At 42.8% G+C, this 15,710-nt stretch carries 18 protein-coding genes and 1 rRNA gene; 8 read left to right on the top strand and 11 right to left on the bottom strand.

Features of this window, described 5'->3' with window-relative positions; all coding sequences use genetic code 11:
• Positions 1 to 4 precede the first annotated feature (4 nt).
• A 5S ribosomal RNA gene (rrf, locus tag FTT86_RS10725) occupies positions 5 to 119 on the top strand.
• A 160-nt stretch (positions 120 to 279) separates the two neighbouring features.
• On the opposite strand, the gene FTT86_RS10730 is transcribed toward rrf, so the two are convergent.
• On the bottom strand, positions 280 to 1,662 hold the full coding sequence (locus FTT86_RS10730; RefSeq protein WP_180181186.1) for a dihydrolipoyl dehydrogenase: 1,383 nt from the start codon (positions 1,660 to 1,662) through the stop codon (positions 280 to 282).
• A 155-nt stretch (positions 1,663 to 1,817) separates the two neighbouring features.
• Here FTT86_RS10730 and FTT86_RS10735 point away from each other — a divergent pair, with 155 nt between their 5' ends.
• Positions 1,818 to 3,695, top strand: coding sequence for a PspA/IM30 family protein (locus tag FTT86_RS10735; RefSeq protein ID WP_180181187.1), 1,878 nt, complete (start codon positions 1,818 to 1,820; stop codon positions 3,693 to 3,695).
• A 159-nt stretch (positions 3,696 to 3,854) separates the two neighbouring features.
• Here FTT86_RS10735 and FTT86_RS10740 read toward each other — a convergent pair whose 3' ends face one another.
• Together FTT86_RS10740 and FTT86_RS10745 are read right to left on the bottom strand one after the other, a co-directional pair.
• Positions 3,855 to 4,277, bottom strand: coding sequence for a beta-lactamase hydrolase domain-containing protein (locus tag FTT86_RS10740; protein ID WP_100535426.1), 423 nt, complete (start codon positions 4,275 to 4,277; stop codon positions 3,855 to 3,857).
• Positions 4,270 to 4,605 (bottom strand): TIGR01244 family sulfur transferase, encoded by a 336-nt coding sequence (locus tag FTT86_RS10745; RefSeq protein WP_004281596.1) that lies wholly within the window; start codon positions 4,603 to 4,605, stop codon positions 4,270 to 4,272. The genes FTT86_RS10740 and FTT86_RS10745 overlap by 8 nt, the downstream gene beginning before the upstream one ends.
• 125 nt (positions 4,606 to 4,730) lie before the next feature.
• Between FTT86_RS10745 and FTT86_RS10750 the strand changes: the two genes are divergently transcribed.
• From FTT86_RS10750 to FTT86_RS10760, 3 genes are read left to right on the top strand one after another with little or no spacing between them, the layout of a single operon-like run.
• Entirely contained in the window at positions 4,731 to 5,627 is an 897-nt protein-coding gene (locus FTT86_RS10750) for an alpha/beta hydrolase (protein ID WP_005101780.1), read from the top strand.
• Positions 5,628 to 6,059 (top strand): thioredoxin TrxC, encoded by a 432-nt coding sequence (trxC, locus tag FTT86_RS10755; RefSeq protein WP_085064696.1) that lies wholly within the window; start codon positions 5,628 to 5,630, stop codon positions 6,057 to 6,059.
• Between the two features lie 5 nt (positions 6,060 to 6,064).
• Positions 6,065 to 6,505 (top strand): acyl-CoA thioesterase, encoded by a 441-nt coding sequence (locus FTT86_RS10760; protein ID WP_218954957.1) that lies wholly within the window; start codon positions 6,065 to 6,067, stop codon positions 6,503 to 6,505.
• A gap of 57 nt (positions 6,506 to 6,562) precedes the next feature.
• Here FTT86_RS10760 and FTT86_RS10765 read toward each other — a convergent pair whose 3' ends face one another.
• Both FTT86_RS10765 and FTT86_RS10770 read right to left on the bottom strand, forming a co-directional pair.
• The gene (locus tag FTT86_RS10765; RefSeq protein ID WP_180181188.1) at positions 6,563 to 7,066 is read right to left on the bottom strand and encodes a DUF4442 domain-containing protein; all 504 of its coding nucleotides are present in this window, start codon (positions 7,064 to 7,066) and stop codon (positions 6,563 to 6,565) included.
• A gap of 25 nt (positions 7,067 to 7,091) precedes the next feature.
• Entirely contained in the window at positions 7,092 to 7,580 is a 489-nt protein-coding gene (locus FTT86_RS10770) for a YajQ family cyclic di-GMP-binding protein (RefSeq protein WP_004281601.1), read from the bottom strand.
• A 91-nt stretch (positions 7,581 to 7,671) separates the two neighbouring features.
• On the opposite strand from FTT86_RS10770, the gene FTT86_RS10775 reads away from it, so the two are divergent.
• Positions 7,672 to 7,986 (top strand): rhodanese-like domain-containing protein, encoded by a 315-nt coding sequence (locus tag FTT86_RS10775; protein ID WP_005101788.1) that lies wholly within the window; start codon positions 7,672 to 7,674, stop codon positions 7,984 to 7,986.
• A gap of 122 nt (positions 7,987 to 8,108) precedes the next feature.
• On the opposite strand, the gene mnmC is transcribed toward FTT86_RS10775, so the two are convergent.
• From mnmC to FTT86_RS10795, 4 genes are read right to left on the bottom strand one after another with little or no spacing between them, the layout of a single operon-like run.
• Positions 8,109 to 10,007 carry an FAD-dependent 5-carboxymethylaminomethyl-2-thiouridine(34) oxidoreductase MnmC gene (gene mnmC / locus FTT86_RS10780; protein WP_180181189.1) on the bottom strand — a complete coding sequence of 633 codons (1,899 nt, stop codon included), beginning with the start codon at positions 10,005 to 10,007 and terminating at the stop codon, positions 8,109 to 8,111.
• Positions 10,008 to 10,046: 39 nt separating this feature from the next.
• The gene (locus FTT86_RS10785) at positions 10,047 to 10,556 is read right to left on the bottom strand and encodes a hypothetical protein (protein WP_005101791.1); all 510 of its coding nucleotides are present in this window, start codon (positions 10,554 to 10,556) and stop codon (positions 10,047 to 10,049) included.
• A gap of 5 nt (positions 10,557 to 10,561) precedes the next feature.
• A complete protein-coding gene (locus FTT86_RS10790; RefSeq protein WP_005248149.1) occupies positions 10,562 to 10,864 on the bottom strand; it encodes a YciI family protein in 303 nt (100 codons plus the stop codon).
• Positions 10,865 to 10,892: 28 nt separating this feature from the next.
• Positions 10,893 to 11,504: a septation protein IspZ gene (locus FTT86_RS10795; RefSeq protein WP_004733705.1), complete on the bottom strand. Its 612-nt coding sequence runs from the start codon at positions 11,502 to 11,504 to the stop codon at positions 10,893 to 10,895.
• A 44-nt stretch (positions 11,505 to 11,548) separates the two neighbouring features.
• Here FTT86_RS10795 and FTT86_RS10800 point away from each other — a divergent pair, with 44 nt between their 5' ends.
• Positions 11,549 to 12,400 (top strand): PHP domain-containing protein, encoded by an 852-nt coding sequence (locus FTT86_RS10800; protein ID WP_180181190.1) that lies wholly within the window; start codon positions 11,549 to 11,551, stop codon positions 12,398 to 12,400.
• Between the two features lie 84 nt (positions 12,401 to 12,484).
• Here FTT86_RS10800 and FTT86_RS10805 read toward each other — a convergent pair whose 3' ends face one another.
• Positions 12,485 to 13,396 carry a bestrophin family protein gene (locus FTT86_RS10805; RefSeq protein ID WP_004733710.1) on the bottom strand — a complete coding sequence of 304 codons (912 nt, stop codon included), beginning with the start codon at positions 13,394 to 13,396 and terminating at the stop codon, positions 12,485 to 12,487.
• Positions 13,397 to 13,461: 65 nt separating this feature from the next.
• Positions 13,462 to 14,163 (bottom strand): DNA repair protein RadC, encoded by a 702-nt coding sequence (gene radC, locus FTT86_RS10810; protein WP_005248144.1) that lies wholly within the window; start codon positions 14,161 to 14,163, stop codon positions 13,462 to 13,464.
• A 113-nt stretch (positions 14,164 to 14,276) separates the two neighbouring features.
• Between radC and coaBC the strand changes: the two genes are divergently transcribed.
• Positions 14,277 to 15,551, top strand: coding sequence for a bifunctional phosphopantothenoylcysteine decarboxylase/phosphopantothenate--cysteine ligase CoaBC (gene coaBC / locus FTT86_RS10815; RefSeq protein ID WP_180181191.1), 1,275 nt, complete (start codon positions 14,277 to 14,279; stop codon positions 15,549 to 15,551).
• Positions 15,552 to 15,710: the final 159 nt, after the last annotated feature.

A 15,710-nucleotide genomic window follows, 5' to 3' on the forward strand; every position in this document is an offset into this window, starting at 1 on the left:
TTGTGCTGGCGACCATAGCAAGAGTGAACCACCTGATCCCTTCCCGAACTCAGAAGTGAAACCTCTTAGCGCTGATGGTAGTGTGGGGTTACCCATGTGAGAGTAAGTCATCGCCAGCTCATTATTCCAAAATCCCCCTCCGCTAAGGCAGAGGGGGATTTTTTTATGTGGAATAATCATCTTGTATTGATATATAAAGTTAATCTAATACAGGGTTCAATATTAAGATAGAGCGGTAGCTAACTTTACTGAGTAATAGTTTGCAACTCTTTAACTTTTTTATGACAAGCTATCAAACTGACGTCGAGCATGTTTAAATGCAGTTCTGAGTCCTTCTTCCAAAGTCGGATGATAAAAAGGTTTCTTTAAGATCTGATAAATATCCTGGTCAGCATCAATCATCCAGGCCAGTAAATGGGCCAGATGTTCTGCTTGTGAACAGAGGAGTTCTGCACCCAGTAATTTACCTGATTTTTTATCAATATAAACTTCTATTCCACCTGAATTTTCTCCCAAAACTAGAGCACGTCCTTGGTTTTCATAAGAGATGAATCCCCGAATAAATTCGACTTGTTGATCTTCTAGTTGCTTAAAGCTTTTTCCTACAATCGCCATTTCAGGATGACAAAATACAATCGCCAATGGGGTTAAAGCAAAAATAGGTTTTACATCCGGATAATTCAAACAGTTATGAACAACCTGTTTGCCAGTATGCGCGGCTTCATGTTGAATGGGTGCATCAGGGGCGGCATCACCGACTATAAATATAGGTAGGTTTGCAAGTTGTTTGGTTTCTTTATCGATAGGAAGGTTTTTGATATCCTTGAATGTGGAATTTAGTTGATCTAAACCTAAATGATCTATATTGCTTTGCCGACCTGTGGCACCTAAAACATATTCAACTTCAATACTCTTAGTCTGATCATTTTCTGTAAAGTTAATCTTTATTTTATCAGCTTGGATCTCAAACTTATTTGGTAAGGTTTTAAATTTGATATTAAGTTCTTTACTTAATTGCTCTTGTGCTAGTTTTTGTAAGATCGGGCTAGTTAAAGCACCTACTTTTTGACTGCGCGCAAACATTGTGGTTTGTACACCCAGTCGTTGCATAGCTTGAGCCAATTCAATTGCAATAATACCACTCCCGATTATCGCTAAAGACTCTGGTAATTGGGGAAATTCAAAGATTTCATTAGAAGTGATGTATTTGTCTGTTAATTTTTTCTTTAAGGTTTCATCAATATTGGGGCGTGAGCCTACAGCGACAATAAAACTTTTGCCCTTATAGGATTGTCCATTGACTTCGATCGTTTGGGGATCAACAAATTTGGCTTTTCCGGAAATTTTATGTGAGCTCTCCCATTGATCGACACCTTTTAAGGTTGCACGAATAAAACGTTCTCTAAGGACATGCACACGTTGCATAACATCTGAAGTATCAATGACAGCGTTATGCTTTAAAGCAAGTTTTTCTGCACTTTGGATATCGTGCATACGATTTGCAGAAGAGATCAGCAGTTTACTAGGCATACAACCTACACGGGCACAGGTAGTGTCCCAGGGGCCATCATTGATAATTAAAATATTCTGGGTGTATTTGATGGCTTCGTTATAAGCACTGATTCCTGCAGTGCCTGCGCCAATAATGATGAGGTCGTACATTGATCACTCTTATCAAAATCACTTTATTGATATAAGCTAGCATACAAAACATTTGGCTTACCTTTATTTACATAAAAGCTTAACTGTGGTTACATAACGCATAATTAAATAAAGATTGATAACAAACTCTATAATAGAGGGTCTTGGGGATTTAAATGATTAGTAAACAATTAGGTATTAAATTATCTGCTCTTACTTTGGCACTAATATTGGCGGGCTGTGGCGGTGGTGGTAGTGACGGATACTATAATAATGGTGGTTCAAATTCTGGAAATGCAGGCGGTTCAGACAGTGGCATTGGAAATCCATCAGAAGCTGTGGAAACTAATTATCATCTTATTATAAATGTAAACAAGCCTAGACTAGTTGTTACGGGTGATTCTGCTGTAGTAACAGTAAAATTAGTAGATGTAAATGGTGGTGGTGTAGCAAGTGAAGCTGTACAACTTGCAATTGAAGATACTCAAAAGAATGGCGTTACAATTGAGGGACCTTCTCAATTAACAACAGATGAAAATGGTAATGCAATTTTCAATTTAATATTAAGTCCTTCAAATATTTCAAGTCTTAATGAGCTTCTAGCCAAGGGTATAAGAATTAACTCTTCCTTTAAAGATGGTACAGGCAAAGTTATTTCACAAACAACGCTTCTTGGAGCGACCGAATCTAGCTCTGAAGCAGAATTAGGCCAGTATCACTTAGCGATTATTACGAATAAGCCTACTTTGGTAGCCACAGGTGATAACGCACTCATTACTGTGAAAGCAATCGATGCAAATGGTGGTGGTGTAGCAGATAAAGACGTATCTCTTTCGGTTATTGATACCAAATTGAATAAAGTTACTATAGTTGGTAGTTCAGTTCAAAAAACTGATGCGGAAGGGAATGTAAGCTTTACGGTTGTATTACCTAGAACTGAACCAAATGAAAGTTTGATTGCTAGCGGTATTACCTTGAATGCAAGTGTGATTGATGCAAACAATAATATTAGCTCACAATTGATTAAGCTTAACGTAGCTAAGGGCGTAGTAGAACAACCGATTGGTAATATCACCTTTGGTAAATCGAGTGAACTAGAAAAATCAGCTGATGCACTTTATTATAGAGAAGCACTTTCAGCACATGTAGTAGATATCAACGGTAATCCTTTACCGAACTACAAAGTAACAATGAATATCGACTTGTTACGTGCTGGTTCAGGTGTATTTACAACAAAAGCAAGATTGCAAGATTTACGAACTCAGCGTTTAACTCCTGTTCGAAATCAATTGTTGCAACAAAATGCTAATTTGCAACAACAAGAAGCAGTCTTAACTAATATACAAAATGCTCCGATTCAATCGAGTGCTATTTCTAACTTGGAAAATAGTATTAGAACTACACAGCAATCAATACGTTCTGCAAGAATAAGTTTAGCTGATGCAAATACCACTTTAGCATTGGCTCAGAATGCAGAAGACGATGGTAGAATTAAAGCTGCACAAGCTTCCATTGCAACAATTCAAGGAAGAATTAACATTCTGAATATCCAGTTAGAAGAGCTAAATGATGATTTAAGCAGAGAAATTAGCGCTGAAAATAATGCTAAGCAACAAAGAGTGAATAGCCAACAAGCGATTGTTAATCAGTTTAAAAATCAAGTCCAACAGACCCAAGATAGAATTAGTAATGTTGAAAAGTTAGAATTACCTGCACGCTTACAATCTTATTGTGAATTATCAAATAAATCTAATATTCAACTTGCTACAGGTTTTGTAGATCCAACAGGGAATATTACGCCAAGCTTTACTTACACGACTGATGCTACGGGTAAGTTTAACTTTAGCGTACAGTATTTAAGACAATATGCTGGTTGGCAAACTGTTGAATTTAGAGCACAAACGAATGTGAGTACAAAAGATATAAACTCTAGTTTTGTATATACACTAGGGTTACTAAAAGATGACTTTGATGCAGAAACAGGTCAACCCTTTGATAGTAGTCCTTACGGTAATAATTGTGTTCAGGCAGATCCATTCGCGCCTTTATTATAATAATTTGAAAACAAAAACAGCGCTTCGGCGCTGTTTTTTATGGGAGCTGAAATTTAAAAAACTTAAATCGATGTTCCCACACTTACACCCACAGTCGGCTTAAGATTCATCGAGCTGCAACCTATCAAAGCCAAACTACAACACAAAATAATCAATAACTTATTCATGAATCAATCCTTGAGATTTAGCCTGATTGAACAAGGCAGCTGAACGAGCACCACTACGACAGACCATCAAAATTGGTTTTGGCAGCTCATTATAATAGCGTGCAAATTCCTCAATATTGGCTTGAGAGATCTGACCACTATTCACAGGCTGATAAATCACACTCACTTGAGACTTTTCAGCAATTGAACGCAGCTGTCCAACCTTGACCTGATTCCCTTGTTCTTGGTCGGGTCGATTCACGATTACAGACTTAAAGCCTTGTTGAATCAATTGCTGGAACTTGTTGGTGGTCATTTGCCCTGAAACACTGACTGTAGAGGTCAGTGCATGGCTTAGATTATTTGCAGCAACAACCAGTGAGGCACAGCTTAAACAGCTGGCCAGTACCACACCTTTCCAGAACAAATTAGTCATCCAGCAGATCCATCTGTTTTGCCAGTTGATATAAGTTATTCGAGCGGTTTCCAGTACGACAGAACATCAAGATCGGTTTTGGTAACTCATTATAATGATTGGCAAAAGTGCGTACATCAAGCTCAGTAATCTGACCGGCTACTACTGGCTGGAATACATAATCCAGACCGGCATTGCGTGCAGCTTCCTCGATTTGTGCACTGGTCGGCTGCTCGGAACCCCCTTCCATGTCCGGACGGTTGTTGATAATCGATTTAAAACCTTTCTCAACCACTTGAGTTACGTGTTCCGGACCAATTTGACCAGCAAAACCTACATTTTCGCTCATGACGCCACTCCATCATTTCATTTATATCGATATGCTTTATGATAGCATTAAGCTGAAAACATGCTGAACCTGTTCTGAAATTTTTATAAATGATGATAACCATAAGATAACGCAATGGAGCGCGTATGCAGGCTTATACAGTTGAACCACTGTATGTTAAAAGCGGTCAGGACGTGATTGCTGCAGATTTTTATCGGCCTAAAAATATAGAAAAACCGGCCGTGATCTTGATGGCTCATGGTCTGGCTGCCTTACGTCAATTTAAACTGGTGCAATATGCCCAGCGTTTTGCCAGTGCCGGCTATGCGGTGGTTTTATTTGATTATCGCTATTGGGGTGGTAGCACCGGACGCCCGCGTGAACTGGTGTCGATTAATGCCCAGCTCGATGACTGGCGAACCATGATCAGACATATTCAGGAACGCAAATCGATTGACAGTAAACGGATTGTGCTCTGGGGTACGGCCTTAAGTGGTGGGCATGTATTGACGCTTGCAGCGGAGCTGAAAAATATTCAGGCGGCGATGGTACAGGTACCTTTTGTCGATGGGGCTGAAAGTGCCCAACTATATCCTTTACAGCAACTCCCCAAGGCGCTTAAAGTTTCCAGTCAGGATTATATGGGGGCCAAGGTCGGTATGGCACCGAAGACCTTACCTGTGGTTGACCCGCATGAACTCTGTTTTATGCCGACGCAGGACAGTTATGAAGGCTATCTGTCGATTGTCAATCCGGATTATTACTGGAGTGGTCACATTCCTGCACGGGCATTCTTTAAACTGATGCGCTATCGGCCAATTCAGGAAGTCAGAAAGATTAACATTCCAGTCCTGTTTATTGCGGCAAAACTGGATAGTCTGATTCCCATTGAATCGAGTCGGGAAACTGCGACCAATATTGCACCATTTGTGCAATATCATGAGTGGAATATCCGGCATTTTGATATTTATCATGGGGAATGGTTTGAAAAAGCAGTTTCGACCCAATTAGAATTCTTACATCAACATATTGGAGTGCGCTAGATGATTATTGTATGTCCGGAATGTCTGGCCAAAAACCGTGTCCCTGAAGATAAACTCACTGCCAACCCTGCTTGTGGTCAATGTCATCAAGCCCTGATTCCACTGGCACCGATTGAATTAAATGAGCAAAACTTCAGCCAGTTTGTCACGCATAGTGACTTGCCGATCCTGATTGATCTCTGGGCAGAATGGTGTGGTCCTTGTAAAATGATGGCACCGCATTTTGCGACTGTCGCGAAGCAATATCCAAATGTAGTTTTTGCCAAAATTGATACCGAAGCGAATCCGCGCTTAAGTTCGGCATTTAATGTTCGCAGTATTCCGACGCTGGTGTTGATGAATAAAAGCAACGAAATTGCTAGAATAAGCGGTGCATTACGATCAAGCGAGCTGCAAAAATGGCTTGATCAGCAGTTAAATACCCAACCCTAATTCAAATGCCTGGAGTGAAAGTGTCAGATTCTCAAGTAAGACCAGAGGGGATTCTTTCCCTACAGACGATCGCAATGCCTGCAGATACCAACTGGAGTGGTGATGTCTTTGGTGGCTGGATCGTTTCACAAATGGACTTGGCAGGCGCGATTCACGCAGAACGATTTTCAAAGGGACGTTGTGCCACGATTTCGATTAACCAGATGACCTTCCTGGTTCCGGTAAAAGTCGGTGATGTGATTAGCTGCTATACCAAAATTTTAAAAGTCGGCAATACCTCCATCCAGATGGAAATTGAAGTATGGGATAGCCATGACGACTCACGTCCGCCTGTACGCGTGACTGAAGGGGTATTTACCTTTGTGGCAGTGGATGTGAAGGGCAATAAACGTCCGATTCCAGAAGAAGCAAAACAGAAGTTTCTAGAATCTCAGCAGAAGTCATAATTCGTCTCATAAAAAATCCCAGATTAATGATCTGGGATTTTTTTTGTCTGATTGATATCAAGTCTGCTTCAATTGCTTTTTGGCAATCCAGGCCCAGAGCATCTCGCATTGAATCGGTGCTTCACCCGATTCGTCACGTACCACAACTTGAACTAGAGTTTCACCCTTGTCTGAACTTTGCATAAGCTGTTGCTGTTCAGCAGTCAAGGTAGCAACTGCCGTCAGGGCACCTTTGGTCGGACGTTTAAAGTCTACTTTTAGACTCTTAATCAAAACCACTGCGCTATCCGGTACATTCATTGCGGTTACAAACCCGGTTGCTGTTTCTGCCAGCAGGGCCATTGCACATGCATGGATTTGTCCGATATGGTTCTGCATGGCTTTATGATTGGCCATACTTACTACCACTTTGGACGCACTCATTTCCTCATAACGAATCTTGGCAGAGCCGACCATCGGGACCACCCGGCCAAAAGTTTTACTTAACAAAGCAGTACGAATGCCTTGCGGTAATCGTGCAGTGGCTTTGACTAATCTGGCTAATCGGTTGTTCTTTGCCATAATTCCTTCTACAGACGTTGCTGTCTTAATCTTTAAAGTTATTGAACTGTAAAGGCAAACCAAATTGCTGTTCTTTCAAGAATGCCATTACTTGCTGCAAGGTATCGCGTTTTTTATCAGTCACACGAATCTTGTCGCCCTGAATAGAAGATTGCGCCTTAATCCCACTTTCTTTAATGGCTTTATTAATTTTTTTTGCGGTATCTGAGTCAAGACCATCTTTAAGCTTGATCACCTGAATCACATTTTTGCCAGAAGCCGTCATTTTTTGTGGATCAAGCGCCTGAATATCGACTTTGCGTTTAAAGAAATGACTTTCCAGCATGCTATAAACTTGTTCACACTGGAAATCGCTTTCAGTCGAGATTTTGATTTCCTTGTTTTTTTCATTCAGTTCAATAGAAACGTCCTGACCACGGAAATCGAAGCGGGTCGCAATTTCTTTTTGGGTGTTTTGAACTGCATGATTTACTTCAAAAATTTCTAATTCAGAAACAATATCGAAAGAAGGCATAGTTTAGACCTTTACAAAGGGAAAGAATATCTGAGATGCTAGGGATGTTTTCTTCATTTGCCAAGTGTTGTTTACATCAAAGGAGTGCGCAATGATCCGTAAACAAGAAATTACAACATTTGAGTTCCCAGAAAATGCAATTATCTGGGATGTACGCGATTCAAGTGCTTTTGCTGAAGCACACGTGAAAGGGGCGGTGAATCAGCCCATTAACGATCTTTCAGCAGAAAGCCTAACTCAGGTGTCAGCGGATCAACCCATTTACATCTTGTGTGGTGGGGGCAGTAAAGCTCCACGTGCTGCGGAAAAACTAGAGGGTTTTGACAGCTCACGTGAATATGTCATTCTGATGGGTGGTACTCGTGCTGCCCGTGATGCAGGCTTACCGCTTGAACAGGGTGTATAAGCATTCTGTCAAAAAAAAGCGCCGCAAGGCGCTTTTTTAATGGGTGAGATTTAATGCCTCCCAACCTCCCTTTTCTAAAGGGAGGAGCTACATCTATTCTATTTATTCATTCAAAATAGTAATTAAATTTGTAGCTTAAAATACGGTTTCTTCGTTTTAACTTTCTTTTGAAAACGGGTCACACTGAGTTTTTTTATTAAACTTGATGGTACCGGACAGGCTTCGCCGAGAATCTGGGCAGCCAGAATTTCACTACACAAGGGTGCAAATAAAAAGCCTTTGGAGCCTAGACCGGCAAAGCTGTAAATTTCCTCATCGGCTTTCATTTTACCGAGCAGGGGGAAATAATCCTGACTTTGCGCACGAACCGAAGCCCGACCTTGCCAGGTCGCGACATCAGGCAGGGTTGCTGCATATTCTGGGAATACGCTGTGGATCAGTTCGTAGTTATGCACATGGTCTTCTGCTAACACCTCGATATCATCCCGACCTGGATAAAAAGAAGCACCCAAGATCAAATGTTCAGCATCCAGTTGCATACAATAACCGCCGTAGCTATAGGCAATATTTTGACTTAAAGGCTGGGCTTGATTATTCATCCAGCTCACCTGTCCGCGAATCGGTTTCAACACTGGATAATCTGCAAAGAATTGTGCTGTTTCTCGCGCAGTACAGACAATCACATGATCAAATTCACCCAGATCCTGTTTATCTGAAAATAGCTGAGGTTTTGTAGCAGCTTCAATATGGCTAATTTTAGCCTGCTCGTATTGAATATTAGCATGCTGCAAAATTTCATCACGTAACTGATGCGGTGAAACCGCACCAGCTTCTAACAGTTTTAAACTTAGAAATGCAGTTTGCATCTCCTGATCTTCTGTATCTTGTACAGCCAGAATTTCTTCAGGATATTCATCTGCCAATCCTAAAAGCTGTTCAGGATTTTTTAAGGCGAACTGATTCACCTGAATCGGGCGGAAAGCCTTGAATTTTGCATAGTGCGTCAGAGCCTGTTGCCAAGCCAAGGTCATTAAATGCTCTGCACTTTGCTCAACTGGACAGAGTTTGGGATTGAGCAAAGCCAGTGGATTGCCAGAACCTCCGGAGAGGGGCGCTGACTGGTCGTAGATCGTGACTTGATGACCGCGTTGAGCGAATGCCCATGCGCTACTTAAACCACCGATTCCAGCGCCAATCACAGCGATTTGACGAGGTCTGATATTGGTCTTTGTATCTCGCTCAGTTTTTTTTTGAGTTGTTTCCTGCGCTGAAGATGGGTTGCTTTCCTCAGCGGGATTCCAGATCGCTTTCAGCATTTCACGCTTATGCTTAAAACCACGTGGGCGGGAAATTGAAATCCCATGATTTTTTAAGCCACGTTTTAAGACGCCAGCAACACTGAAAGAGGCGAAAGTGGTACCGATCTCGGATAAACGTACAATATTATTTAAAACATTTTCTTCCCACATGTCTGGATTGCAGGAAGGCGCAAAACCATCCAGGAACCAAGCGTTCACCGGCGCAGTTTTTTCAATTACCGGGAAAACATCATGTGCATCACCCAGCCATAGATCCAGACTGAATCGCTCTTCAGGAAAACTGAGACGATGACAGCCGGCAATTGGCATCGGATATTGAGAGATGAGTTGATGAGCTAAAGGCTTGAGTTCTGGCCAGGCATTTAAGGCTCGAATCAGATCGGTTTTAGAAAGAGGGAATTTTTCAACTGAAATCGCATGCAGATGACTGTGATTGTCCGGACGCACCTGTTGCCAGAGCTGCCACAGGGCCAGAATATTTAAACCAGTACCAAAACCCGTTTCACCGACACAGAAATATTCAAAAGGTTTTAAATCTGCCAGACGCGTACTGAGATCATTGCCATTTAAAAAGACATGCCGGGTTTCCAGCAAGCCATTGTCTTTGGAAAAATACACATCACCAAATTGCTTGGATACAGGCACATCAATACCATCCACCAATTGCCAATCCAGATCAGCAGTTTGAATTGCGTGTGACAAAACGGGTACAACCTTAAAGATATCGGGAAGGGCTATAGCTTACCATTGACGGCGACGTTTGGTATAAACATAGCTCGCGATCAGGAAGCCGAGCAATACCCCCACAGCCAGGGTTGCAGCGCCGTAGAGGAACATCTGGGCACTGCGTTCGCTTTGCAGTACTTGTACCTGAACCCCTAGATTGTCATTCTTGAGCTGCAATTCCTGATTTTGCGATAGTGCTTCCAGATTGGCTTTTTCCAGTTGCTGCAAACGGGTGGCCTGATCTTTGACTAAGGCTTTGACCTTGGCCTCTTGCTGGGCTTTCAGCTTGGCGATTTCTTCTGCAGTTAACGGTTTATTCTCGGCAGGTGGCACTGGCTGGGCAGAAGTCGCTACGGCAGGAATAATGGCAGGTTTCGGCGTAGACTGGGTTTGGGCAGTCGCCGCTGTCCCTTGAGGTTGTGCTGTCTGATTTTCCTGAATCACAGGAGCAGGCGCAACTTCGACTGCCCATACTGGAGAAATCATAAAACATAGGCCAATGATACTGGCAGTAACAACACGCATGAACCTTATCCTTGAGGGAATGCTTTATTGAATGGTTTGACATCGATGTGTTCGTACACACCTTCTTTTAAGAAAGGTTCATCCTGTAGCCATCTGTCCAATGCTTCACGACTGTCAAAATCGACAATAATGGTACTGCCATAAAAACCGGCCTGCGGATTGGCTGGATCTTTAGGCATGGCACCTGCAACAATCAGGCGGCCTTCAGCATTTAACTGTTCCAGACGTGCAAGGTGTTGTGGACGAATCGCGAGGCGTTTTTCAACTGTACCTTCCCGATCGGTACAGCTAACGACGAATAATGGCATGATGACTCTCAATCGTTTGTAGTTGGACTTATTCAGCGGTCTTAAAGTATTTGCGCAATACAATAAACTGAATAATGATAAAGGAAAACATCACGATCATGTCACCGAATGCAGTAAATTCGCCCCAATATTTTCCATCCATCCACAAATAGGCGAAAAAGGTATGCAGAAATGACATCAGTACGAACATGGCAACCCAAGCATAGTTCAGCTTGAACCAGCCTTTTTCGCTAAGATTGAATACTGGACCAAATAACCGCTGGATCAGAGGCTTTTTATCCTTGCTAAACCAAGGAGACAGGAAGAATACACCTGCAAAGACCAGATTCAATAACACGGCTTTCAGACGGATATAGAAATCATCGCTAAGGATCAGGGTGATGCCACCAAAAATCACCGTCATAAACAAGACAATCCATTGCTGCTTGTCCAGACGGAATTTTTGCATGACAAATAACGCACCATAGACGACCAGCATGGAAATAATCAGACCTGTGGTTGCAACAAGAATATTATTATTGTCGACACCCCCCGCAGAACCGATCAATTGCAGCAATTGATGGTCAGTGTCTTTTGGGTCTACAGTTTTATATAAATAAAAGAAAATAATGAGTGGCACAAAGTCTAAAAGTGCTTTCATGTTAGAGTATCTAAATCTGATCGAATAAATGTCATAGTATAGAGATGCACGGCGTAGATTTACATACACATAGTAATATTTCTGATGGAACTTTCAGTCCTCAGCAATTGGTCGAAGCGGCTGTGGAAAAACTCGTCCATACTTTGGCTCTGACGGATCATGACACCATGGACGGTTTGGCATTGGCTGAGGAAGCCGCTAAAAATCATGAGATTAAGATCATTTCGGGGGTGGAAATATCCAGCCAGTGGTCACGTCCTGCCACCAAAAAAAACTATGGCGTGCATATCGTCGCCCTAAATATGCAAAATCCTGAGCCTTTACAAAAAGCCCTCAATCAGCAAAAGAAAATCCGGGCTGAACGCTCTAAACAGATTTGTGATCTGCTGACTCCTTTAATTGGTGAGGATATTTATGCAGATGTACTGGCCAAAGTCGACAATATCCCTGATCGGGTGACACGCACCCATATTGCCAAAACGCTGGTAGAAAAAGGGATTGTGACCCGTGCACAACAGGCTTTTGATAAATATATTAAGGAAGGCAAGAAAGCCTATGTCAAATTTGATGGCTTGAGTCTTGAAGACACCATTCAGGTGATTCATGAAAGTGGCGGATTCGCCGTGCTGGCACATCCGACTAAATATGATTTATCTGCGACCAATATCCGCTACCTGATTGAGATCTTTGCCAAGTTCGGTGGAGATGCCGTCGAGCTGCCACCGGCGATTGAACCAAGTTCCACCCGGCAGATGGTGGATCGAATGATTGCTGAATATGATCTTAAAGTTTCGATTGGCAGTGATTTTCATGGCGATCATATGCCTTGGATTAAACTGGGCAATGTCCCGAGCCTTAAACCGGGACAGATCGGAATTTGGGAGAGTTTTGTTTAGTCATTCCTTTACCTCGATCTTTTTTATTTGAGAGAAGATTTTCCTTTCGCTACTAATAGCAAAGGGCGAGGAGAGAATTATAAATTAAAGCAAATTATGATCTTGAGCCTGAATCGGTGGTGGCGTCGGTTTACCTAAAGTCCCTAACAGTTCAATTTCAATCGTACGTACCATCGAGTCCAGCGGCAAGTCATTACTCTGAGTACCAAAAGGCTCTTCAATTTCCGAACTTAGAGCATCTAATCCTAAAAAGGTATAAGCCAAAATTCCAACCAGTAAAGGCGTAAACAGACCAAGCGTTGAACCTAAACTAAAAGGTAAAATAAAACAGAAAAAATAGACGGTACGATTGAGCAAGACCGAATAGGCAAAAGGCAAAGGCGTCGTCGCAATCCGGTCACAACCAGTCTGGACAATACTTAGTTCCGCCACATGATTATTCATCTGCATATAGATGATATCGGAGATTTCACCTTCTTTAAGCGCCTGCATTAACTCCCATTGAATCAGGCTTAAGGTATATTGCGGCGCATTGGCCTGCTGATAGAGTTGGGTCACCGCCTGCTGGCTCATGCCGCTGGTTTCAACCAGTTCAGTCGGATTGGCTGTTTGATGGCGTAGGCGATCGCGGAGTACATTGGCAAAGACAATCACATGCTGAATCACACGCTCACGGCGACCTTGGGACAGCATCCTGCAATCACGGTCAAAATGACGTGAATTGGCAATTAGAATTCCCCAAAGTTTGCGCGCTTCCCACCAGCGGTCATAACAGGCGGTATTTTTAAAACCAAGAAAAATAGACAGTACCACTCCAATCAGGGTAAATCCGACCAGGGGTAATTCTGGAAAATGAAAATAGCCAATATGTGACAAGCCACCAATGATAGCTGACATCAGCATTACCACGCCCAAAGGTGGCAAAACTTTAGGTAAAATCGTCCCTCGCCAGGAAAACAGCAGTTTAAAAACAGTTGGCTGGTCACGTACGATCATTTATTGGAATCATCACAATTTTTTTCATGATCTTGTGGAGTTGTGCCTGCTTTGTCAAGTGCTATTCAATACTGCATTTCTGGTTTGATGAGTTGCTGCTCAGCAAAGGAAAAACTGCCCTCCAAAGCGATAATACAATGGTCAATCAGATGAATATCTACCAGCTGGCAGGCTTGTTGAATCTGACGGGTCAATGCCAGGTCAGCCTTGGATGGAGAGGGCCGGCCCAGTGGATGATTATGTGCAATCACAATGGAAGTAGCCTGTTGGCTAATGGCATAACGCAACAATTGATTAATGGAAATATCACATGCATTGATGGAGCCATAAAACAGTTTTTTAAAGGCAATTTTTCTTAGACTGGCATCCAGACACAGCACGGCAAACACTTCTTGAGTTTCACCGAGCAGTTCAAAACGTAAGTAATCTCTCAGCCGTTTGGAATTGGTGAGTTCCAGTGCATCCTGTTTCAGGTGCTCGGCTATGTAACGCCGTCCGAGTTCCTTGACGGCCATCAGTTGAGTATATTTACTGATGCCCATGCCATGAAACTGGCTGACTTCCTGTAAAGGTGCATCGAGCAACGCAGTCAAATGACCAAAATGCTGAATCAGCAAACGCGCCAGATCAACTGCCGAATGTTGCTGGGAACCGGAGCGTAGAAAAATAGCCAGTAGCTCGGCATCGGACAGACTTTCTGCGCCATATTGAATTAAGCGTTCTCGCGGCCGTTCTTGTTCCGGCCAGTTTTTAATAGAAAATTGCATAGTTATTAGACTTATTTATTATGAATTATCAGTTTTCCCGCAAGCCGATCTCTTGGGAATGCGATTATTTAATGCTATTGTGAGCCCCACTGCAACAGCAAGGTAATCTGTTCGTGAGCTTTGATCTAAGTGTAATTCCTCATAAAAATATCATTTTGGCCGTTAGTGGCGGTATTGCTGCCTATAAAAGTGCAATTCTGGTTCGTCGTCTGAAAGATGCCGGATTTGATGTGCGGGTCGTCATGACTCACGGTGCACAGGCTTTTATTACACCTTTAACCTTTCAAGCCTTATCGGGCAATCCTGTACATACCGAATTGCTGGATACTGAAGCAGAAGCCGGCATGGGCCACATCGAGCTGGCACGTTGGGCAGATCTGTTGCTGGTAGCACCGGCCAGCTGTGATACCTTGGCAAAGTTTGCCGCAGGTCTGGCTGATGATCTCTTAAGTACTTTATATCTGGCAACAAAAGCACCCGTCTGGGTAGCACCTGCCATGAACCAGCAAATGTGGGCAGCCAAAGCAACGCAGCGTAATCTTGCGACACTGATCGAAGACGGTGTGCATGTGATCATGCCGGACGCGGGTTCACAGGCTTGTGGGGATGTAGGTTTGGGCCGGATGCCTGAGCCGGAAGATTTAGCGCATCAGGTAACTGAATATTTTCATAAAGCTCAACGTGCGATTGCGGAAAAATTTGGCCTGCTTGCGGGTAAACAAGTCACGATTACCGCAGGCCCGACCCGCGAAGCGATTGATCCGGTGCGTTATATTTCCAATCACAGTACCGGGAAAATGGGCTTTGCACTGGCTGCAGCCTGTTATGCAGCCGGAGCCAATGTGACCCTGATTGCAGGGCCAGTCAGTCTGGACACTCCAAATGGCGTGAAACGTAAGAATGTTTCTTCTGCCGTGCAAATGCTGAATGAAAGCATGCAAATGCTGGAAAATGGTTGCGATATCTTTATTGCGACAGCTGCAGTAGCCGATTATCGTGTGGCAGAAGTAGCCGAGCATAAAATCAAGAAAGCTGGTGATGAACTGAATGTAGCCTTGGTGAAAAATCCGGATATTGTTGCCACCATTGCCCAGCAGGAAAAACGTCCATTTATGGTCGGCTTTGCGGCAGAAACCCGCAATATTGAAGAATATGCTGCCGGAAAGCTGGTCGCGAAAAAGCTGGATATGATTGCCTGCAATGATGTATCACGTGCAGATATCGGATTTGCTTCGGATGAAAATGCCATGACGGTATTCTTTGCCGAGCATTATCAGCTGGATAAACGTGATCTGGAAAAAGCCTCCAAGCAGGAGATTGCCCAGCAGTTGATCGAAGCTATTCATGATGTCCTGCATCGTGATCCATCCAGTGATGATGATTTTTAAAACGATCTGTATCGAAAAACCCTGAATTCATCAGGGTTTTTTATGGCTAATTTTTTATCATTAATTCAAAAAAACTATAGAAACCATAAATATTTAATCTTAATCGAAGCGCTGTTTGTTTATTGTTTTTGCAAAAAAGCATAAAATGGGTCACAGAAT

It is taken from the genome of Acinetobacter sp. YH01021 (genome assembly GCF_013420255.1).
GTDB lineage: Bacteria > Pseudomonadota > Gammaproteobacteria > Pseudomonadales > Moraxellaceae > Acinetobacter.